Source organism: Brevundimonas sp. FV1ye29L (assembly GCF_058681095.1).
This window is the reverse complement of sequence record NZ_CM178730.1, coordinates 1,290,416-1,310,109: the sequence shown is the minus strand read 5'-3', so window position 1 is coordinate 1,310,109 and position 19,694 is coordinate 1,290,416. Positions and strand designations below refer to the sequence as shown.

Annotated in this window: 20 protein-coding genes; 6 read left to right on the top strand and 14 right to left on the bottom strand. The window is 68.8% G+C overall.

Features of this window, described 5'->3' with window-relative positions:
* Window positions 1-52 precede the first annotated feature (52 nt).
* Window positions 53-943, top strand: coding sequence for an Hsp33 family molecular chaperone (locus ACW17W_RS06455; protein WP_492080275.1), 891 nt, complete (start codon window positions 53-55; stop codon window positions 941-943).
* 76 nt (window positions 944-1,019) lie between these two features.
* The gene (locus ACW17W_RS06450; protein ID WP_492079925.1) at window positions 1,020-2,033 is read left to right on the top strand and encodes a hypothetical protein; all 1,014 of its coding nucleotides are present in this window, start codon (window positions 1,020-1,022) and stop codon (window positions 2,031-2,033) included.
* Here the strand turns inward: ACW17W_RS06450 and ACW17W_RS06445 are convergent.
* From ACW17W_RS06445 to ACW17W_RS06410, 8 genes are all read right to left on the bottom strand, one after another.
* Window positions 2,027-3,871: a gamma-glutamyltransferase family protein gene (locus ACW17W_RS06445; protein ID WP_492079924.1), complete on the bottom strand. Its 1,845-nt coding sequence runs from the start codon at window positions 3,869-3,871 to the stop codon at window positions 2,027-2,029. The two genes, ACW17W_RS06450 and ACW17W_RS06445, sit on opposite strands and share 7 nt — an antisense overlap.
* A 110-nt stretch (window positions 3,872-3,981) precedes the next feature.
* Window positions 3,982-4,671, bottom strand: coding sequence for a phosphate regulon transcriptional regulator PhoB (gene phoB / locus ACW17W_RS06440; protein ID WP_492079923.1), 690 nt, complete (start codon window positions 4,669-4,671; stop codon window positions 3,982-3,984).
* 26 nt (window positions 4,672-4,697) lie between these two features.
* Window positions 4,698-5,429 carry a phosphate signaling complex protein PhoU gene (phoU, locus tag ACW17W_RS06435; protein ID WP_492079922.1) on the bottom strand — a complete coding sequence of 244 codons (732 nt, stop codon included), beginning with the start codon at window positions 5,427-5,429 and terminating at the stop codon, window positions 4,698-4,700.
* Window positions 5,426-6,223: a phosphate ABC transporter ATP-binding protein PstB gene (gene pstB, locus ACW17W_RS06430; RefSeq protein WP_492080274.1), complete on the bottom strand. Its 798-nt coding sequence runs from the start codon at window positions 6,221-6,223 to the stop codon at window positions 5,426-5,428. Before pstB ends, phoU begins: the two co-directional genes overlap by 4 nt.
* 167 nt (window positions 6,224-6,390) lie before the next feature.
* Complete coding sequence (gene pstA / locus ACW17W_RS06425) at window positions 6,391-7,716, bottom strand: phosphate ABC transporter permease PstA (RefSeq protein WP_492079921.1); 1,326 nt, start codon at window positions 7,714-7,716, stop codon at window positions 6,391-6,393.
* The gene (gene pstC / locus ACW17W_RS06420) at window positions 7,709-9,145 is read right to left on the bottom strand and encodes a phosphate ABC transporter permease subunit PstC (protein ID WP_492079920.1); all 1,437 of its coding nucleotides are present in this window, start codon (window positions 9,143-9,145) and stop codon (window positions 7,709-7,711) included. The genes pstA and pstC overlap by 8 nt, the downstream gene beginning before the upstream one ends.
* Window positions 9,146-9,284: 139 nt before the next feature.
* The gene (locus tag ACW17W_RS06415) at window positions 9,285-10,697 is read right to left on the bottom strand and encodes an ATP-binding protein (RefSeq protein WP_492079919.1); all 1,413 of its coding nucleotides are present in this window, start codon (window positions 10,695-10,697) and stop codon (window positions 9,285-9,287) included.
* A 101-nt stretch (window positions 10,698-10,798) separates the two neighbouring features.
* Window positions 10,799-11,008 carry a hypothetical protein gene (locus ACW17W_RS06410; protein WP_492079918.1) on the bottom strand — a complete coding sequence of 70 codons (210 nt, stop codon included), beginning with the start codon at window positions 11,006-11,008 and terminating at the stop codon, window positions 10,799-10,801.
* Window positions 11,009-11,163: 155 nt separating this feature from the next.
* Here ACW17W_RS06410 and ACW17W_RS06405 point away from each other — a divergent pair, with 155 nt between their 5' ends.
* Entirely contained in the window at window positions 11,164-12,624 is a 1,461-nt protein-coding gene (locus ACW17W_RS06405; RefSeq protein WP_492079917.1) for a helix-turn-helix domain-containing protein, read from the top strand.
* 129 nt (window positions 12,625-12,753) lie between these two features.
* Here the strand turns inward: ACW17W_RS06405 and ACW17W_RS06400 are convergent, their stop codons facing one another.
* Together ACW17W_RS06400 and ACW17W_RS06395 are read right to left on the bottom strand one after the other, a co-directional pair.
* Entirely contained in the window at window positions 12,754-13,587 is an 834-nt protein-coding gene (locus tag ACW17W_RS06400; RefSeq protein ID WP_492079916.1) for a universal stress protein, read from the bottom strand.
* A 65-nt stretch (window positions 13,588-13,652) separates the two neighbouring features.
* Window positions 13,653-15,095: a hypothetical protein gene (locus ACW17W_RS06395; protein ID WP_492079915.1), complete on the bottom strand. Its 1,443-nt coding sequence runs from the start codon at window positions 15,093-15,095 to the stop codon at window positions 13,653-13,655.
* A 209-nt stretch (window positions 15,096-15,304) separates the two neighbouring features.
* Here ACW17W_RS06395 and ACW17W_RS06390 point away from each other — a divergent pair, with 209 nt between their 5' ends.
* Both ACW17W_RS06390 and ACW17W_RS06385 read left to right on the top strand, forming a co-directional pair.
* Window positions 15,305-15,598 carry a hypothetical protein gene (locus ACW17W_RS06390; RefSeq protein WP_492079914.1) on the top strand — a complete coding sequence of 98 codons (294 nt, stop codon included), beginning with the start codon at window positions 15,305-15,307 and terminating at the stop codon, window positions 15,596-15,598.
* Complete coding sequence (locus ACW17W_RS06385) at window positions 15,595-15,891, top strand: type II toxin-antitoxin system RelE/ParE family toxin (protein WP_492079913.1); 297 nt, start codon at window positions 15,595-15,597, stop codon at window positions 15,889-15,891. The genes ACW17W_RS06390 and ACW17W_RS06385 overlap by 4 nt, the downstream gene beginning before the upstream one ends.
* On the opposite strand, the gene ACW17W_RS06380 is transcribed toward ACW17W_RS06385, so the two are convergent.
* Window positions 15,892-16,878 carry a helix-turn-helix transcriptional regulator gene (locus ACW17W_RS06380; protein WP_492079911.1) on the bottom strand — a complete coding sequence of 329 codons (987 nt, stop codon included), beginning with the start codon at window positions 16,876-16,878 and terminating at the stop codon, window positions 15,892-15,894.
* Window positions 16,879-16,998: 120 nt separating this feature from the next.
* On the opposite strand from ACW17W_RS06380, the gene ACW17W_RS06375 reads away from it, so the two are divergent.
* Complete coding sequence (locus tag ACW17W_RS06375; protein ID WP_492079910.1) at window positions 16,999-17,241, top strand: hypothetical protein; 243 nt, start codon at window positions 16,999-17,001, stop codon at window positions 17,239-17,241.
* 116 nt (window positions 17,242-17,357) lie between these two features.
* Here the strand turns inward: ACW17W_RS06375 and ACW17W_RS06370 are convergent, their stop codons facing one another.
* The 3 genes from ACW17W_RS06370 to ACW17W_RS06360 are packed head-to-tail and all read right to left on the bottom strand — an operon-like array spanning window position 17,358 to window position 19,678.
* On the bottom strand, window positions 17,358-18,470 hold the full coding sequence (locus tag ACW17W_RS06370) for an acyltransferase family protein (RefSeq protein ID WP_492079909.1): 1,113 nt from the start codon (window positions 18,468-18,470) through the stop codon (window positions 17,358-17,360).
* A gap of 41 nt (window positions 18,471-18,511) precedes the next feature.
* A complete protein-coding gene (locus tag ACW17W_RS06365; protein ID WP_492079908.1) occupies window positions 18,512-18,940 on the bottom strand; it encodes a DUF1801 domain-containing protein in 429 nt (142 codons plus the stop codon).
* Between the two features lie 12 nt (window positions 18,941-18,952).
* Complete coding sequence (locus ACW17W_RS06360; protein ID WP_492079907.1) at window positions 18,953-19,678, bottom strand: alternative oxidase; 726 nt, start codon at window positions 19,676-19,678, stop codon at window positions 18,953-18,955.
* Window positions 19,679-19,694 lie beyond the last annotated feature (16 nt).

Sequence of the window (19,694 nt, the reverse complement as noted above, 5' to 3'; positions counted from 1 at the left end):
GCCCCTGAACGCGCCCCCCGAAGCCTTTCCTGACGCCTCTCCCGCCGCCCCGCTGAGCGACGACCTCGCCGCCGCCTTCCAGATCGAGGGCTGGCCCGTGCGCGGCCGTCTGGTGCGGCTGGGCCAGACCATCGACGCCATCCTGTCGGCCCATGCCTATCCGGAACCGGTCGCCGCCCTGCTGGGCGAGGCCTGCGCCCTGGCCGCCCTGGTCGGTTCCAGCCTGAAGTTCGAGGGCCGTTTGATCGTCCAGGCCCAGGGCGACGGCCCGGTCCGCTATGTCGTGGCCGACTATGACACCGCCGGGACCCTGCGCGGCTACTGCCGCTTTGATGAAGAAGAGGTCGCCGCCGCCTCGACCGGTTTCGCTCGCCCGGGCGCCCGGACCCTGCTGGGCAAGGGCGTCTTCATCATGACCCTGGACCAGGGCCCCGACTTCGACCGTCACCAGGGCATCACCCCGATCGAGGGCGAGAGCCTGTCCCTGTGCGCCGAACACTATTTCGCCCAGTCCGAACAGGTTCCGACCAGGGTTCGCCTCGCCGTGGGTCAGGCCCTGTCCGGCGACGGGATGACCTGGCGCGCCGGGGGCGCCATGATCCAGATGGTCGCCGGCGACCAGGCCCGCGGCTCGACCGAGGACGTCTGGGACCGCAGCCGCGCCCTGTTCGCCACCCTCGGCGACGACGAACTGATCGACCCGACCGTGATCCCCGAGACCCTGCTGTTCCGCCTGTTCCATGAGGACGGCGTCCGGCTGGAGGAACCCCGTCCCCTCGCCGCTCTCTGCCGTTGCTCGAAAGACCGCATCGCCTCGGTCCTCGGCTCCTTCTCCGAACAGGAACGCGCCGACATGGTCGAGGACGACGGCCAGATCCGCGTCACCTGCGAATACTGCGCCTCGGTCTATGAGATCGCGCCGGACGAGGTGACGACGGGCTAGATTCCGCCGCGTCTCCGCCTCAGCCCTGTCCACGACTTCATTTGAAACCGCGCCGGGTCCCGGCCATTGAGACCGGATGATCGCCGCCGTCCTGACCGCCCTCGCTCTCGGCGCCGCCTCACCCGCCGCTCCGGCCCCCGTTCCTGCGGCGCCCGCCTGCCGGTTCCAGGGCGAGCCGCGCGACTGGACGGCGCAGGCCCTGACCGCCTGGGACCGGCTGGACGCCGGCCGTCTGCGGATCGCCCGGCCGGTCACCCCCTCCATCACCCTGTTCGACCAGAGGTGCGCCTACAGACTGACGCCCGACCGGCGCGGCGATTTCCGCGTCGGCGCCCGTCGCTATCGCACCACGGGCTCGCCCCACGCGGGCCAGATCGCCCTGCCGGACGGCAGCACCGTCCCCGCGCGCCGGCTGGCCTTCGCCTCGCCCACCTCGGACGGCGGCATGTTCTTCATCATGGCCCTGCCAGCCCTCTGGCGCGCCGATGCGGCCGAGACCCGCGATCCGCGCCGCCTGTCCATGGTCGTCTTCATGCATGAGTTCGCCCACACCCAGCAGGCCGAGGGTCTGGGCCAGCGCGTCGACGCCATGCTGGCCAGAGGCCTGCCGGAGGACGCCAACGATGACGTTGTCCAGGACCGGTTCGGCGCCCGGCCCGGCTACGCCGCCGCCTGGGCCGCCGAGCGCGACCAGTTCTATCAGGCCGCCGACGCCCCCGACGCCGCGACCGCCCGCAGCCGCCTCGCTGCCGCCGCCCGCGCCATGAAGACCCGCCGCGAACGCTGGTTCACCGGCCCCGACGCCGTCTATGCCGAGGCCGACGACGTCTTCCTGACGATGGAGGGCGCCGGCAACTGGGCCGCCTGGGCCTGGCTGACCGATCCGCGCGGCGGGAACATGAGCCCCGCAACAGCCTCCGCCTTCATACGCGGCGGTGGGACCCACTGGAGCCAGGATCAGGGTCTGGGCGTCATCCTGGCGATCAGCCGCCTGATCCCCGACTGGCCCCGCCTCGCCTTCGGCCCCGACGGCGTCACCGCCGACATGCTGATCGCCTGGGCGCTGCAGGCGCAACAGGCGGATCAGTAGGCCAGGGCGATCCCGTCCTTGCGCATCTCGGTCGCTGCGCCATAGGTCCAGGGCCCGCGCCCGTTCACCTGCCGCACCACATTCTGATAGCCGCCGAAGCCGCCGTTCGGGCCGCCCAGAACCCAGCCCATGGCCGCCAGCTCCGCCCTGGCCGCCGCCGGCACCCCGGTCTCGAGGAACAGGGTCCCCACCCCCTCTGACGGCTCGCCGGTCGGCTCTGACGACCCCTCATGCTGCCAGCGCGGCGCATCGCCCGCCTCCTGCGGATCGAGTCCGTAGTCGACCATATTGACGATGATCTGCGCCTGTCCCTGCGGCTGCATGCCGCCGCCCATGACGCCATAGGCCATCCAGGGCTCTCCGCCCTTGCAGGCGAAGCCGGGGATGATGGTCTGGAACGGCCGCTTGCCCGGGGCATAGATATTCGGGTGCCCGTCCTTCAGGGCGAACAGTTCGCCGCGATCCTGGAACATGAAGCCCAGCGGCGACCCGTGGCCGTCGTCGGGAACCAGACCCGAGCCCATGCCGCGATAGTTGGACTGGATCCAGCTGACCATCATCCCGTCGCTGTCGGCGACGCTGAAATAGGTCGTGTCGCCCTGCGTCGGCGCATCGCCGGGGAAGACCCGGTCCATCACCCGGTCCGGGCGGATCAACCGCGACCGCTCGACCGCATAGGCCTTGGAATTCAGCCACTCCAGCGGGATGTCGGCAAAGCGGGGATCGGCGAAATACCGGGCCCGGTCCTCGAACGCCAGCCGCTTGGCCTCGGCCTGGTGGTGGATCGAGGCGGCCGACTGGAAGCCCATTCCCTTGAGGTCGAACTGTTCGCAGACGTTCAGAATCTGGTTGGTCGACAGCCCCTGGGAGTTCGGCGGCAGGCTGTAGACGTCGACGCCGCGATAGTCGGTCCGCAGAGGCTCGACCCAGTCGGTGTGATGGGCGGCCAGATCGGCCCGCGTCAGCCAGCCGCCGATCCGCCGGAAATAGGCCTCCATCTGGTCGGCCAGCGGCCCGTCATAGAAGGCGTCGCGCCCGCCCTCGGCAATGGCCCGCAGCGTCTTGCCGAGGAAGGGATTGGCGAACACCTCCCCTGTCTTCGGCGTCGCCCCGCCCGGCGCATAGACCTGTTTACGATTGTCGTTCTCCTCGATCTGCGCCGCCGACCGGTCGAAGCCCGCCATATTCCTCTGCAGATACCAGGCGATGACCTGCGGCATCGGCACGCCCTGTTCGCACATCTCCGCGACCGGCAGCAGCACGTCCTTCCAGGGCAGTTTTCCATACCGCTGGTGCGCGCTCCACCAGGCGTCGACCGTGCCCGGCGCATTGACCGTCACCGCCCCGTAGGACGGCAGATAGCCGCGCGCATTGGCCCTGCCCCGCGCGGTTTCCAGCGACAGGCCGCGCGGACTGTTTCCCGAGCCGTTGAAGCCGACGACCTTCCTCTGTTTCGGGTCCCACAGCATGCAGAAGGCGTCGCCGCCGATGCCGTTGGCGGTGGGCTCCAGAAAGCCCAGGGCCGCATTGATGGCGATGGCCGCATCGATGGCTGAACCGCCGCGCCTCAGGGTGTCGATACCGATCAGGGTCGCCGCCGGATGCGCCGTCGCCGCCGCGCCCTTCGCGCCCCAGACCGTCGACCGCCCCGCAAAGGGCGCCGCCGTGACCCGGTCGCCGGGGCCGATGCCGGCATAGGGACTGGCGGGTCGTGCCGGCGCCGCCTGTGCGGCTGGGGCCGCCGGGACCGCGGGGGTCGCCGACGGCGTCTGCGCCTTCGCCGCCCCCGCGATCAGGGCGCCGGCAGGCAGGGCCGAAAGGAAGGTGCGACGACGCATGGCGAGCTCCTGAACAAGGAAAGCCCGACCCTAGCCCCTGAACAGCGGCTGTGAAGACAAAACCTCCGTCATCCCCGGCTTGACCCGAGGTCGGCGGACAGTCGCAGGTCCTAGTTTTCCAGATCCAGCGAATAGCCCGCCGAACGGACCGTCCGGATCGGGTTGGCGCTCGAGCCGACGTCCAGCGCCTTGCGCAGCCGGCCGACGTGCACGTCCACCGTCCGCGCCTCGACATAGACGTCCGAGCCCCAGACGGCGTCCAGCAGCTGTTCCCGGCTGAACACCCGGCCGGGGTGGCGCATGAAGTGATCCAGCAGGCGGAACTCGGTCGGGCCCAGATGGACCTCCGTCCCGTTGCGGCGGACCCGGTGGGCGACGCGGTCGATGATGATGTCGCCGTGGCCGACCCGGTCGTCGGCCAGACCCGGGCGGATGCGGCGCAGCACGGCGCGGATGCGGGCGATCAGTTCGACCATCGAGAAGGGCTTGGTCAGATAGTCGTCGGCGCCGGTGTCCAGACCGCGCACCCGGTCCGTCTCCTCGCCGCGCGCCGTCAGCATGATGATCGGCAGGTTGCGCGTCTCGGCCCGGCCGCGCAGCCGACGGCAGACCTCGATCCCCGACACCTTGGGCAGCATCCAGTCCAGCAGCACGAGATCCGGTTGCCGTTCGTCGACCTGAACCAGCCCCTCCTCTCCGTCGGAGGCGATGACGACGTCATAGCCCTCCTTTTCGAGGTTGTACTGGAGCAGGGTCGCCAGGGCGTCCTCGTCTTCCATCACCAGAATATAGGGCTGCACGCTCGTCTCTCCGTCGCGTCGTCTGGTCAGGCTTCAGGCAGGGTGTGGGTTTGGCCCAGGCCCGTGTCTGCGCTCGTCGGCGTCCAGCGCGGGCGTTCGCCCACCATCTCGTCGCCGGTGATCTCGTAGTGGATGGTCTCGGCGATGTTCGTTGCGTGATCGCCGATCCGTTCAAGGTTCTTGGCCATGAACAGCAGATGGGTGCAGGCGCTGATCGTGCGCGGATCGCCCATCATATAGGTCAGCAGTTCGCGGAACAGCGCATTGTAATGCTCATCCACCTCGTCGTCGGTGTTCCAGACGGCCAGGGCCCCATCGATCTCGCCGGCCGTATAGGCGTCCAGAACGTCGCGCAGACGCACCGAAACCAGTCGGCCCATCCGCTCGATCGACCGGGTCAGGGGCTGCATCGGCTCGGTCTCGGCCACGGCCAGGGCGCGTTTGGCGATGTTCTTGGCCAGGTCGCCGGTCCGCTCCAGATCGCTCGCCAGCTTCATCGCCGCCAGGGTCTTGCGCAGATCCGAGGCCACGGGCTGACGCAGGGCGATCAGCCGGATGGCCTTTTTCTCGATGTCGCGATGCATGGCGTCCAGCTTCACGTCACGATCGACCACCGCCCGCGCCAGGGCGACATCCCGGCGGGCGACGGAATCAACGGCGTCAGCCACCTGCGCCTCGGCGAGACCGCCCATTCGGGCGACCTCGGCGGTCAGCTGGTTCAGTTCGTCGCCATAAGCCTTGACTGTGTGCTGGTTCAACCGAAGCGTCCCGTGATGTAGTCCAGCGTGCGCCGCTCGCGGGGATTGGTGAAAATCTCTTCGGTATCGCCGTGCTCGACCAGCCGCCCCATATGGAAGAAGGCCGTCCGCTGCGACACCCGGGCCGCCTGGGCCATGGAGTGGGTGACGATGACGATGCAATAGCGCTCGCGCAGCTCGTCGATCAGTTCCTCGATCCGGGCCGTGGCGATCGGGTCCAGGGCCGAACAGGGTTCGTCCATCAGGATGACTTCGGGCTCGACGGCAATGGCGCGGGCGATGACCAGGCGCTGCTGCTGACCGCCCGACAGGCCCGAACCCGAGGAGTGCAGCCGGTCGGCGACTTCGTCCCACAGGCCGGCGCGCTTCAGCGAGGCCTCGACCACCCCGTCCAGCTCGGCCTTGGAGGTCGTCAGCCCGTGGATGCGCGGGCCATAGGCGACGTTCTCATAGATCGACTTGGGAAAGGGATTCGGCTTCTGGAACACCATTCCGACCTGGGCGCGCAGCAGCACAGGATCGATGGATCTCGCATTGATGTCCTGACCGTCCATATCGATCCGGCCGGTGACCCGGGCGCCGGCGATCGTGTCGTTCATGCGGTTCATGGTCCGCAGGAAGGTCGACTTGCCGCAACCGGACGGGCCGATAAAGGCGGTGACCGTCTTGTCCAGGATATCAAGGCTGACGTCGTACAGCGCCTGTTTGTCGCCATAGAAGACCGACACGTCGCGCGCGGTGATCTTGACCGGCTGGTTGGCGCTCACCGAGGGCTTGGTGGCAGGCGCGGCCATGCCGCCCGGTCCGGGGGCGACATCGCCGGTGGGCGCGGTCGTCCCGGCCGGTCCGACCACCCCGGCGCCGGCGCCGGGGGTCTGCACGATCGGCGGAACGTCGCTCGAAGGCGCCGAACCGCCGTTACGGTCGTCAGGCGCGCGGAAGAAGGGGAACTTCATCGATTTTACCACCGGCGTTCGAAGCGCCGGCGCAGCACGATCGCGGCGGCGTTCATGAGGATCATGAAGGCGAGGAGCACCATGATGGCGGCGGCTGTCCGCTCATGGAATGCGCGCTCCGACGCATTTTCCCAGATATAGACCAGCGACGGCAGGGCGCCCGCCGGCTCGTTGATCAGATGCGGCACGCCCGGCACAAAGCTGACCATGCCGATCAGCAGCAGGGGCGCGGTCTCGCCAAGGGCGTGGGCCATGGAGATGATGGTGCCCGTCATCACCCCGGGCATGGCCAGGGGCAGGACGTGCTGGAACACCGTCTGGGTCCGGCTGGCGCCCATGGCCAGGGCGGCTTCGCGGATCGACGGCGGCACGGCCTTGAGCGACGAGCGGGTGGCGATGATGATGGTCGGCAGGGCCATCAGCCCCAGCACCAGCCCGCCGACCAGCGGCGACGATCGCGGCAGATGCAGCCAGTTGATGAACAGGGCCACGCCCAGCAGCCCGTAGACGATCGACGGCACGGCCGCGAGATTGTTGATATTGACCTCGATCAGGTCGGTGATCCGGTTCCGCGGAGAGAACTCTTCCAGATAGACCGCTGCTCCGATGCCGATCGGAATGGCGATCAGGGCCGTGACCAGCAGCATCAGGGCCGATCCCACCACGGCGCCCAGAACCCCGGCCAGTTCCGGCTCGGTCGAGTCGCCATTGGTGAACAGGGCGAAGTTGAAGTGGGTGCGCACCGCGCCGTCCGCCTTCATCCGGTCCAGCCAGTCGATCTGCTCATCGGACAGGCGCCGCTGGTCGGCGGGCGTCGAGCGCGAGATCTCGCCCTTGTAGTACAGGTCCGCGTCGTCCGAGGCCGGCGCCGAGATGGCCACGGTCTGACCGATCAGGCCCAGGTTCTCGCGCACCTGTTGCGCCGCCCGGAACTTCAGCTCCGACGAGAACAACGACCGCATCGCCAGCGCCTTTGAGCCCCGCTCGTCGTCAGCCACACCCAGACGGCGCAGTTCCTGCTCGGCGGTCATCAGCTGGAAATTGGCGCCCTGCGGATAGGCGCGGTCGATCCGGGCCGGGTCCATATAGACCGGCAGGGTGATCTCATGGGCGTAGAAGGCGGTATAGCCCTGGGTCACGATACGGCCGAGCAGCAGGGCCAGGAAGCCGATCGCCAGCGCCACGGCCAGAATGCCGTACAGCCGGAACCGACGCTCGCGGCCATAGCGCGCCTTCAGGCCGTTCTGCAGGCGATCGCGGCGTGTCTCGCCCGTCCCGCCCGTCGTCTCGTTCAGGCCCGTCCGGCTCATCTCGGGGGTCACGTCAGTCATACTGTTCCCGATAGGTCTGGACGATGCGCTGGGCGACGATGTTCAGGCACAGGGTCACCAGGAACAGGGTCAGGCCGAGGCCGAACGCCGCCAGGGTCTTGGGACTGTCGAACTCCTGGTCGCCGGTCAGCAGGGTCACGATCTGCACCGTCACCGTCGTCACCGTATCCAGTGGATTGAGCGTCAGGTTCGCCGCCAGCCCGGCCGCCATGGTCACGATCATGGTCTCGCCGATGGCCCGCGACATGGCCAGCAACAGGGCCCCGGCGACCCCCGGCAGGGCGGCGGGCATCAGCACCCGCTTCACCGTCTCGGACTTGGTCGCCCCCATCGCGTAGGAGCCGTCGCGCAGGCTCTGCGGCACGGCGTTCAGGATATCGTCCGACAGGGAGGAAACGAAGGGGATCAGCATGATCCCCATGACCGCGCCCGCGACCAGCGCCATCTGGTTCTGCACCAGCATCAGATACTGGCCGACCCCATCCAGCGGCCCGCCCGCCAGCCATGCGCCGAGGGTGTTGAAGAAGACCCGGAAGGCCGGGCCCACGGTCAGGGCGGCGAAGAAGCCATAGACCACCGTCGGCACGCCGGCGAGGATCTCCAGCACCGGCTTGACGATCGCCCGCGACGTCCGGCTGGCGTATTCCGACAGATAGATGGCCGAGAACAGACCCACCGGCGCGGCGACGCACATGGCGATCAGCATGATCAGGAAGGTGCCGGCGAACAGGGGCACGGCGCCGAAGGCCCCGGTCGAGCCGACCTGGTCGGCCCGGATGGCGATCTGGGGCGACCATTTGGTCCCGAACAGGAACTCGAACACCGGCACGGTCTCGAAGAAGCGCAGGGCGTCCCACAGCAGGGAGGCGACGATGCCCAGGGTGGTCAGGATGGCGACGACCGAACAGGCGAACAGGGTGACCGTGACCCAGGCCTCGACGGCGTTGCGCGCCCTCAGGTCCGGGCGGATGCGCAGGAAGACGAACAGGCCGCCGAGGATCGAGGCGAGCAGGGCCGCCACGCCGCCGCCGAAACTCAGCATGCGGTTGATCTCGACCGCCCGCCGCGACTCCTGGGCCAGCCGTTCGGTCAGGGGCGCTTCCCAGATGATCAGGGGCGCGGCGCCGACCCCGACCCTCTGGGCGTCGGAGAAGAAGGCCGCCCGGCGCATCGGCTCAAGCGCCGCGACCTCGGCGGGCGCCCCGGCCGCAAGGGTCCGGTTGGCGATCGGCGTGGCGAAGATCGAGGCGGCCAGAAGGATCGCCATCGACGGAACGGCGATCCAGATCAGGGCGTACAGACCGTGCTGGGTGGGGCGGGAATGGCCGCGAACCCCGGCCGCTCGCGCGCGCCGCTGCGACAGGGCGCGAGCGCCGACAAAGCCCAGCGCCGCCAGCGCGGTCAGGATCAGCAGGAAAAGCCAGAACATCAGGTCAGGTGCGGGGCCGGATTCCGGGGCCGGAGATGCCCGGCGCCTTGCGGGGCGGAAACTGCCTTGAGTTGGCAAGCGGATTAAGACGGCTGGATGACACTTCTGTTACGGCGCAGGTCCAACCGGGGCCCAGGTGTCACACAGAAGTCTCGGAAGCCCCGCCAGCCCGGGCCTTGAGCGGGAAATAGGCGCTGAACAGGGCCCCGTCGCCCGGCGCGCTTTCGACCGTCAGCCCGCCCCTGTGGCGATTGACGATGTGTTTGACGATGGCCAGACCCAGTCCGGTGCCCGGCCGGTCCCCGCCGCTCTTCTGACCCTCGACCCGATAGAATCGCTCGGTCAGCCGCGGCAGGTGCTCGCGCGCCATGCCCGGCCCGTGGTCGCGCACCGAGATCACCGCATACCGCAGGCCGGCCTCGCGGTCCGGGCTGACGAGGGACAGCCGCGTCGCCCCCTCGCGCCTCGGCCCGGGCGCGGCGTCGAGCGTCAGGTCCGTGGCCACGCCGATCTCCACCGTCTGGCCGGTCGTCGAATATTTGATGGCGTTGTCGACGAGGTTCTGGATCACCTGGATGATCTCGTCCCGGTCCCCGTCGATCGAGGTCGCCCCCTCCGCCACCTCCAGCCGGATGGCCACCCCCTTGTCGCCCGACAGCACGCTGACGGCGTCAACGACGTCCGCCGCCGCGCGCGCCACATCCACCCGGCCCGACGGCGGGATATGCTCATTCAGCTCGATGCGGCTCAGCGACAGCAGGTCGGCGACCAGCCGGCTCATCCGGTCGGCCTGGGCCGACATGATGTCGAGGAACTTGTCCCGGGCGACCGGGTCATCCTTGGCATGGCCCTTCAGCGTCTCGATGAAGCCGGTCAGGGAGGCCAGGGGGGTTCTCAGCTCATGGCTGGCATTGGCCAGAAAATCGACCCGCATCAGCTCCATGCGCCGGACGTCGGTTTCGTCCCGAAGCCCCAGCAGGGCCATCGGCGTCGGCCCGCCGGTGGCCAGCGGCCGGACCCAGGCGCGCCAGTGCCGGCCCCGCGCGCCGCCCGCCGCATAGTCTGTGGTGCTCGCCACCCCGCCGAACAGGGCCTCGTCCACGGCCTCCAGCACGCCGGGATCGCGCACATGGGTGACCAGCAGACCGCCCTCGCGCGGCGTCTTCAACAGCTCCCGCGCCGCCTGGTTGGCCCGGACGATCCGCCGACCGACCAGATCGTCGGCCTCGCCGCCCGAGACAATCAGCACCGGGTCGTTCAGGGCCTCGAATACACTGTCCAGAAGCCCGGCCTCAACGCCCTGGGACAGGGCCGCATCGGCCGCCAGGGTCGGGGCATAGGCGGGATGGATGGGCGCCGGCGGGCTGCGTCCGCCGACCCAGGTCGCCATCGCCACCACCGACGCTCCGCTCAGCAGCCACACCGCCATGTCGGGCCGGACGGCGGCCAGGATCACCATGATGATGACCGCCAGCACGCCTGCCGCGCCGGTGGTCCACAGCCGCGACGACGCCAGGGGCGCCACCGGCGAGGGCGACTGGTCGAGCGGCATGGGGGGGGGCGCGTCCTCGGTCACAACGGCATGGAGCGCCGATTCGCGTCCAGTAGCACTGCCATGACCACGGGATGATGACGGCGCCCCCGTCAAACCCCCTATTCGTAGCCGTGGGCCGCCTCATTGATGACCTGCGACGGCATGGCCGAGAAGTCGACGCTGATGGGTTTGGCGGATTTCAGCTGCAGGGTCTTGATGACGTGCTCCAGCCGGCGGCGAACCTCCGCCTCGCCCTCGGCGCCGGCCGGCAGGTTCAGCGGGGCCAGACAGAAGTCGATGATCGCCTGTGGGCGGGTCAGGGGTTCCATGGGTCGTCTCCTCTCGAAGGTCAGCGACCGGTCAGCCGCCTCAGACCAGTGAAACACGCATCGGTCATTTCCGACACAGACCGGGCCTGTCAGTAGTTGTCACAATGTCGGATCATGACTCTTGCCTTTCGGTCATATTGTGACATTCTCTCGCCATGGCCCCGGCTGCGGATCGCAAACTCTTTCTCGGCGGCCGGGTCAAACGGCTGCGGCGAGAGCTGGGCCTGACCCAGACGGCGATGGCCGCCGATCTCGGCGTCTCCCCCTCCTATCTGAACCATATCGAGCGCAACCAGCGTCCCGTCTCGGCCCAGCTGCTGTTGCGCCTCGCCGACACCTATGACGTCGACCTGCGCGCCCTGAACCAGGCCGGCGCCGCGGGCGAGGCCGAGTTGACGGAACTGTTCGCTGATCCCCTGTTCAACGGCCTGTCCGTCCCCCGCCACGAGGTGCTGCAACTGGTCGACGACGCCCCGGCCGCCGCCGACGCCCTGTTGCGCCTTTACCGCGCCTTCGCCGACCGCCGCAGCCGCGATCGCGCCGATCTGGACAGGGGCGGCGCCGAGTCCGACGACAGCCCCGCCGATCGCGTCCGCAACTTCATCCAGTCACGCCACAACCACTTCCCCGACCTGGACCTGTGGGGCGAGGCCCTGTATGCCGACCTGCTGGCCGAGGCGCCGCCGGGCCAGAGCGAGTCGCTCGAGGCCCTGATCCGCCACAGGCTGCGCACGCGACACGGCCTCAATGTTCGCATCATGCCGGCCGAGGTCATGGTCGAATGGACCCGTCGCTTCGATCCGCACCGGGGCCGGCTGCTGCTGTCCGAAACCCTGGGCCCCTCCTCCCGCGCCTTCGCCGTCGCGCATCAGCTGGCCCTGGCCGAACACGGGGCGGCCCTCACGACCATCGCCCTGGCCGCCGACATGCCCGACGAGACCAGCCGCGCCCTTCTGAAGGTCTCCCTGACCAACAGTCTGGCCGCGGCCATCCTGATGCCCTACGCCGCCTTCCATCGCGCGGCGGAAGAGACCGGCTATGACCTCGCCCGGCTGCAGGCCCGGTTCGGCGTCGGCTTCGAACAGGCGGCGCATCGGCTCACCACCCTGTCGCGGCCGACGGCGCGGGGCGTGCCCTTCTTCCTCATGCGGGTGGATCAGGCGGGCAATGTCTCCAAACGCTATGCGTCTGAATCCTTCCCCTTCTCGCGGTTCGGCGGCGCCTGCCCGCGCTGGCGGCTGCATTCGGCCTTCCGCACCCCGGGCCGGATCATCACCCAGATCGTCGAGACCCCGTCACAGGACGGCCCGTTCGCAGACGCACGGCGTCCCGCCCGCTGGTTCACCCTGGCGCGCACCGTCAGCCGTCAGGGCGACAACGCCGCCGGCGAGGGTCACGACCTGGCTATCGGCATCGGCTGCGAACTGCGCCACGCCCACCGGCTGACCTATGCGCGCGGTCTGGACCTGACGAACCCCGAGGTCACCCCGATCGGCCCGGCCTGCCGCCTTTGCCACCGCCACCCCTGCGCCGAACGCGCCGCCCCGCCCATGGACCGCCCCCTGACCGTCGACGACTGGTCCAAATCGGTCAGCCCCTGGCCGTTCGGCGCATAGGGCGAAACCGGTTCAGAGGCGATCGCATCGGAACCCGGATGTCACTCAACGCCTTCATTCTGGACCCGTATCCGGGTCCGGATTGATCCAATCCGAACCGACAAGGGTCTGGCCGGCGGGGCGACGGCCTCAGTGGCTCATCAGCAGCCAGGCCTTGCTTTCGGCCAGCAGGGTGCGGGTGACGCCGCCCATGACCCATTCGCGGACCCGGGCATGGCCCCAGGCGCCGCAGACGATCATCTCCGCCCCCAGGTCCTCCGCCCAGGCCAGCAGATGGGTTCCGGTCGCCCGGTCGTCCTCGATGCGCACCCCGGTTTCGACGGCGATCCCGTGACGCATCAGCCAGGCCGCCACCTCGGCCAGACGGCTGCGCGCCGCCTCCGCCTCGGACGCCTCGCACAGTTCGACCACATGCACGACCTCGGCGCAGCGCAACAGCGGCAGGGCCGCCAGCACGGCTCTCTGGGCCTCGCGCCCGTCGCGCCAGGCCACCATGACCGGGCCGCCGATCGGGGCCCGTTCCGGCTCCGGCGGGGCGACCAGCACCGGCCGGCCGCAGCTCATCAGCAGGTCGCCGGCCACGGGGGCGCGATAGGGGGTCCGGCCCGAATCCCGACCGACCACCACCATGTCCGCCCCGCGGGCATGGCGCGCGACCCAGGCGGTGGGATAGCCCGTTTCCGCCCGCCATTCGACCGGGGTGTCCGCATGGGCGTCACAGGCGGACTGGAAGCGCAGCCGGGCGGCGGTCAGTTCGCTCTCGGCCAGATCGCGACGCAGGCTCAGGGTCTCCCCCGCCATGGCGCCCAGGGCATAGCCGTCCGGGATCGGCGGCTCGGCCTCTGAGACCGACACGCCCAGCACAACGGCGTCGAGCGCCGCCGCCAGATCGAACACACAGCCCAGACGACGGTCGGCGTCCGCCTCGTCATCGACATAGGCCATCAGGGTGGGGTGGGTCATCGGAACGCTCCGGTCTGGGTTCGCCCCGCGATGCGCCCCTCCCCGCCCCTCCGCCTTGATCCCGATCAATCCGTCAGGATGACCTTGCCGTCCGAAAGCCGGAACGCGACGCCCGTCTTGCGGAACAGTCCGGCCACGGCCGCTGACGGATCGGCGACGCCGTCGTCCAGCATCGCCTCGACATCGGTTTTCACCGACGGGTCCCTGGCGGTGCGCGCGAAGGCCGTCAGCCACTCCTCGCGGGTCAGGACGTCGTCCGCGCGATTGGCCCCGACCAGGTTCCTGAGGAAATCAAACCAGTCGCCGCCCGTTGCTCGAACCTGAGCGCCTTCCGCCGCAAGGGCGAACACTGCGCCGCATGCATAGTAGGCCCGGTGTTCGCCGCGAGACGCGGCGGAGCCGACGGCGCCGGATGACATCAGGGCGATACAGTCATCAACCTCTTCCTGTCGCGCGGCACGGTCGTCATAGGCCGGATCCAGCGCCTTGACGGCCCGGATCGCCATGAGATCAGCCCCGCCCTCGGTGATCCACATGTCACGCGCAAACTCATAGCGGACGGTCTGCCCCAGCCAGAAATGGGCGCTCTCATGACCGATGAACCAACGCACCGTCGCGTGGAGCGGGTCGGTTCGCTCGACAACATGTTCACCTTCGAAAGACGCCACGATCAGCCCCGGCAGGACGCTGCCGCCCATGCTGGTCATTCCGGCGGTGGGTCCGTTCCAGCTGGCCATGATCGTGGGTCGCTGCGCCGGACCTCCGCCCAGGCGACGGGCGTAATAGGCCGTGACCTGCGGCGCATAGCCGGTCAACGTCTCGCTGATCCACCGGGGGATGTCCGGGTCGACGACGGTGGACAGGGTCGGATGGGTGATCAGTCCGGCGTCGCCAAACAGAACATAGGTGTCGGCATCGGACGCCGTCACCTCGGCGACCCGGTTGCCCTTGAAAAGGATGGGGCCGGCGGCGTCGCGCCATGTCACCCGCGCAGGCGCCGCGCCCACGTCCACGCCGTTCAGGTCATCCGGCAGGCGCCGGGCCGCGTCGGCGGACGCGACCGGGAACAGGTCAAATTGACCGCTGAACAACGCGACAGACCCGTCCGAAAACACCAATGCCGGATTGTAGGACGCCGCCACATTTGCCGATGCCGGCGACAGGCTCAGACGCACGTTCCGGGGCGCCGCGCTTCCGTCGCCGGTGCGCAGGACGTCATAGGCGCCCAGACGATCAAGAATGACGCCGGGCGTGTCTACGCGCCACTGCTGCGGTCGCCACTGCGGCGCGCCCTCACGCATCTGCGCCGAGTGGCTGAATACCCAGACCGGGGCGTCGGCGTTCAGCCGGTACTCCAGCGTCCAGCGATCCCCGTGGCGTCGCACCTCCGCCGTGACAGGCGTTTGCGCCGCAATCTCCGCCTCAGGTGAGCCCGTGGCCGTCGCTGCGCAGCCCGTCAGGGTGGCGACCACACTGGCGAAGATCGCCGCAATGACAGCCTGACGCATGACACCTCCACAATCAGAAAACCAAGCCTAGATCGTCCGTCCGCCCGGGGTCAGCTTAAGCTTTGGTAAGACGTAGGACGTGGGTCCGATCGGGAACGCTTCAGCCATCGCCACCGACCCAATGAATGGAGATCGAGTCCGGTCGCGGGGAATGAACTGCCGCCCCTGCCTGGTGGATCGACTTGGATGCCTCTGTTAGTATGGCGCCCATGTCTGGCCCGTCCCTCACCATCGATTTTGACGAGCCGACGCTGGCGCGTTTGCGAATGGCCGCGTCCGCAGCAGACCTGTCGGTCGAGGCCTATATTCTGGACAGGGTGACGGCCGCCCTCCCTGCGGCCGGGGTTGCCGAAGCCGTGACCGCCTTTGACAGTCCGCATGACTGGAAAGAGGCCAATCGCCGACTGGCCGAATACGATCGCACCGGCGTTTCGATACCGCTTGAGGAGGTCTTGCGGGATGTCCGCGCTGATCTTGAGACCCGGCTGGCCGCGAAGGCGTGAACTATCGGGTCACAGTCGCGCCGGAAGCCAGGGCGGACCTTCTTCGACTCAATGCCTTTCTCGCCACCCGGAACGCTAGCGCTGCCCGCCGGGCGATGGACGCCATCGAGACCGGTCTTAAGTCCCTGGGCGGGATGCCTGACCGCGCGCCCGAAAGGCCGCACGGCTTACGGGAACTGATGATCCCTTTCGGTGTCTCCGGCTATGTCGTTCAGTTTCGTGTAGACCCTGAGACCGTCATCATCGCCCGCATCTTTCACATGCGCGAGGACAGGCGGGATCCGGACGACTGATCAGTTCGCCTGCTCCAGCCCGCGCTGGGCCGCCGCCAGTTCGTCCGCCATCGCCGCCTTCAACCGCTCGGGCGCCACGATGGTCACCTGATCGCCCCAGGTGAACAGGTGCCAGGCCAGTTCGCGCATGCCCGAGGCGGTGAACCGCACCGTCACCCCGCCGTCGGGCCGGTCTTCCAGCGTCTGGGTCGGGTGCCAGCGCCAGCCGCGGGCCTCGGCCGCGCCGGCCGGCGAGACGGCCAGGACGACGTCCTCGATCTGGTCCTGATAGATGCCGAACGACTGGCTGGCGAAGGCGCCCAGGTCGAAACCGGCGGGCGGGGCGGCCACGCCATCCTGAACCTCCACCGCGCTCATCCGGTCCAGCCGGAAGGTCTGGATGCGGCCGCTCTCCCGGTCCGCCGCCACCAGATAGTTGGCCCGGCCGAACATCAGGCCACAGGCCGCCACGCTGCGCCGGCGCGCCTCGGCCCCCGGCCGTGAATAGGTGAAGCCCAGCGGCGACTGGGCCAGCACCGCCCGCCGGACCGCCGCCAGCACCGCCTCGTCGGCCGACGGTCGGGGCCCGGCCTGGACCGCGATGGTCTCGGCCCGCACCAGGGCCTCCAGATCGGGGGCCAGACGGTTCAGGGTCGTGGACCGCATGGCCGATTTCAACTTGCGCTCCAGCCCCTCCAGCGCCGCCGCCCGCGCATGTTCGCCCGTCCGCCTCAACCCCTGGGCCGCCTTGGACAGTTCGACCAGTTCGGTCGTCGTCGGCGCCTGTTCAAAGCCCGACAGTCCGCCGCGGATGCGCCAGCGTTTGGTCGGCGGGTCCGACACCTCCTCCGTCGCCGGGAACAGGGTCAGGACCGCGTCGCGCAGCCGCTCGGCCGTGCGCCGTCCGACGGCCAGCTCCTCAGCCATCTCGTTCAGCGTCAGCCCCTCGGCCGAGGCGGCCAGCCGCCGGGCCAGATCGATGACCATGACCGCCTTGTCGTGCCGCATGCGGGGGCTCCAGAGATCGCCCGGATGGGTACGACCGATAATGGCGCATTACTGTCCTATCTCTTGACCATCGGCAAGACGCCCCGCCGAAACCGACGCCGCATCCGACAGGAGACACCCATGGCCCGCTCGACGATCGCTTCCCGCTTCGCCCCCTCCGCTGCGGTTTCCGACAGCCGCTACCTGATCGTGCCGTGCGAGGCCGACGGCTGCAGCGACCTGGCCATCATCTGGGACCGGCTGGAGGAACAGGTGGTGGACGTCATCTCGGCCGCCGCCAGCGCCCACTATTCCGATGAGGACATGCTGTGGGACGAAGGCCGCGCGGCGGCGCTGAATGACGATTTCCGCATGGCCGCCTGACGCCGTTTCGCCGGCCCGGGGGCGCCTGGTAGAGGTTCTCCAGACGATGCGCGCACATCTCGCCCGTTTCGTCGCCAGAATCCGGTTTTCATATCGACAACCGATATGTGCCGATCTCAGGCCTTCGCCGGCTTCGTCCAGCGATCGATCAGCCTCTGCGCCGGCCCCTCGACGAACCGGTGCGCCAGCACCGCCAGCCCGGTGATCCCGACGAACAGCCCGATCGCGAACAGGTCGTTCAGCCAGACCGAGCCGAAGTCGATCCGCCGCCCGCCCGGCATCCACCCCGCCTTTCGCGCCACGATCAGCATCACCACCAGCACGAACATGTGGACCATGTAGATCGCGAAAGACCACCGCCCCAGGGTCACCAGAGCCTTGTGGACCAGCAGCCTCGACACGGCCCCGTTCTCGCCGGCGAACACCCAGACCACTGCGACGAAGATGAGGGTCACCAGCACCGTCACAGGCCCCTCGGCCCAGGCCACGAACAGGCAGGTCCCGACCACGGCCGCCAGCTCCAGCCCCGTGGCCGCGCCCGCCTTCAGCCGCGGGATCCGCGTCCACAGACCCTGCAGCAGACAGCCCAGGAAGAAGCCATACACCGCCCTCGGCACAGCGAAATCGAACGTCGTATTCATCCACCGCCGGGCATAGAGCGCCACCGTCACCCCGCCGATGATCGCCAGCACCGCCCCGATCCACCGGAACCGCTTCGGCGCCGCCAGCACCAGTCCGGCGAAGATCAGATAGCAGGCCACCTCGGCGCTCAGGGTCCAGGCCGGACCATTCCACGTCAGGGACGAATGCACGTTCCAGGCCTGGACCAGCAGCAGGTTGGTGAAGATCGCCTCCACCGACCGGTCCCGCGTGAACGGCGTGGCGGCGTCGAACGGCGCCCACAGCCTCACCAGCTCCAGCCCGACAAAGGCCGCCAGCATCAGCGCATGCAGCGGCCAGACCCGCCCCAGCCGCCGCACCATGAACCGCCCCGCATCGCGCGGCGTCTTCAGCCGCTCCGCATAGGCATGGGCGATGACGAAGCCCGACAGGACGAAAAAATAGTCCACGAACAGATACGAGTGCTGGATCAGCGGCCAGTCCCGCCAGTGGCTCGCCACCGGCATGTGGAACATGACCACCAGCACCGCGCAGACCCCGCGCAGGGAATCCAGCGCCTCGAAACGGGCGTGGGCGGACGGCTTTGACGGCGCAGCGACAGTGTTCACGCCCGCGTGATAGCGCCGCCCGTCACGGCGCGATAGGGGCTTCAGGCGCCGTCCGGATAGCGTTCTTGCATCCAGGCCAGCGACCGGGTCGCCATTTCCCTCAACACCTTGAGATCGATATCCGCCAACCGGTTTACATACAGGCAGGACACGCTGGTCCTGTGCTTGCCCAGCCGCGCCAGCAGGTCGGCGTAGTCGTCAAAGCCCGCCTGGACGTAAACCACCATATTCGCCTTGCGCGGCGAGAACCCCAGCCGCGCCGCATCGCCCTGGCGGCCGCTGTCATAGCGGTAGTGATACCGCCCGAAGCCGACGATCGACGGCCCCCACATCATCGGGGGCTCGCCGCTGACCTCTTCGAACAGGGCGCACAGGGTCTGGGCGTCGGCCCGCCGTTGAGGGCTTTCGACAGCGGCGATGAAGTCGGCGACGGACACCTCCGTCGCCCCTGTCTTGACCTCATTCGCCATCGCCGCCCTCCCTCAGGCCGCGCCCCTCAGCTCCGTCGCGTGGGGCGGATAGGGAGCGGAGGGTACCGGACTGGGCGGCAGTCTGGCCAGAGTGCTGGCGAAATCGTGGTTGACGTCGCGGTGATGCGCCTCGTCCGCCCGGACCACCAAAACGACGTCGCGCAGCGTCGCATCGGCTGGCAGCTTCCAGTAGTGGATGGCAATGGCCGGGGCCGGAACGTTGGGCGACCGCCCCTCGTCGATCTCCTTCAGATACAGTGTGTAGCTGATGACGGCCTCTTCCTCGAAATAGCCGACCACCCGGTGCGCCGTGCGCGACGAGATCAGATAGAGCAGGAAGAAACCGATGTAGAAGATCGCCTGGGCCAGCTGAACCACCAGCCGTTCGAAATACGTCGGCTTGGCCACCTCGATGAAGGTCATCAGGTGCATGCGCTCGTTCTCGGCCTCCTCCATCAGGGTGCGGATCCAGCCCTGGTCGTCCCGCATCTCCCGCAGGCAGCGCAGGTGCTGCAGCGTCGCCCCGACCATGCCGGGCACCGCCGCAACGGTCTCCAGCACGATGGCCCGGTGGCCGTATTTCTTGGCAAAGAAGGTGTCAGCGCACACGCGCAGCAGTCTGGTGAAGCCGAGGGCGAACTTGTCGGAAAATCCCCTCGGCTCGTGGTGAATAGCCGGGTCTGCGTGCCGCTCCTCATTGAGGGCGCGGGCGTCGGGGGCGAGGATCGTATTGACCATGGGGGGAGGCTTTCAG

Coding starts and splice junctions, on each gene's coding strand:
- ACW17W_RS06450 (WP_492079925.1), top strand. CDS start 1,020: ATGATCGCCGCCGTCCTGACCGCCCTCGCTCTCGGCGCCGCCTCACCC.
- ACW17W_RS06445 (WP_492079924.1), bottom strand. CDS start 3,871: ATGCGTCGTCGCACCTTCCTTTCGGCCCTGCCTGCCGGCGCCCTGATC.
- pstB (WP_492080274.1), bottom strand. CDS start 6,223: ATGGCCGCGCCTGCCACCAAGCCCTCGGTGAGCGCCAACCAGCCGGTC.
- pstA (WP_492079921.1), bottom strand. CDS start 7,716: ATGACTGACGTGACCCCCGAGATGAGCCGGACGGGCCTGAACGAGACG.
- pstC (WP_492079920.1), bottom strand. CDS start 9,145: ATGTTCTGGCTTTTCCTGCTGATCCTGACCGCGCTGGCGGCGCTGGGC.
- ACW17W_RS06415 (WP_492079919.1), bottom strand. CDS start 10,697: ATGCCGCTCGACCAGTCGCCCTCGCCGGTGGCGCCCCTGGCGTCGTCG.
- ACW17W_RS06410 (WP_492079918.1), bottom strand. CDS start 11,008: ATGGAACCCCTGACCCGCCCACAGGCGATCATCGACTTCTGTCTGGCC.
- ACW17W_RS06405 (WP_492079917.1), top strand. CDS start 11,164: ATGGCCCCGGCTGCGGATCGCAAACTCTTTCTCGGCGGCCGGGTCAAA.
- ACW17W_RS06400 (WP_492079916.1), bottom strand. CDS start 13,587: ATGACCCACCCCACCCTGATGGCCTATGTCGATGACGAGGCGGACGCC.
- ACW17W_RS06395 (WP_492079915.1), bottom strand. CDS start 15,095: ATGCGTCAGGCTGTCATTGCGGCGATCTTCGCCAGTGTGGTCGCCACC.
- ACW17W_RS06390 (WP_492079914.1), top strand. CDS start 15,305: ATGTCTGGCCCGTCCCTCACCATCGATTTTGACGAGCCGACGCTGGCG.
- ACW17W_RS06380 (WP_492079911.1), bottom strand. CDS start 16,878: ATGCGGCACGACAAGGCGGTCATGGTCATCGATCTGGCCCGGCGGCTG.
- ACW17W_RS06375 (WP_492079910.1), top strand. CDS start 16,999: ATGGCCCGCTCGACGATCGCTTCCCGCTTCGCCCCCTCCGCTGCGGTT.
- ACW17W_RS06365 (WP_492079908.1), bottom strand. CDS start 18,940: ATGGCGAATGAGGTCAAGACAGGGGCGACGGAGGTGTCCGTCGCCGAC.
- ACW17W_RS06360 (WP_492079907.1), bottom strand. CDS start 19,678: ATGGTCAATACGATCCTCGCCCCCGACGCCCGCGCCCTCAATGAGGAG.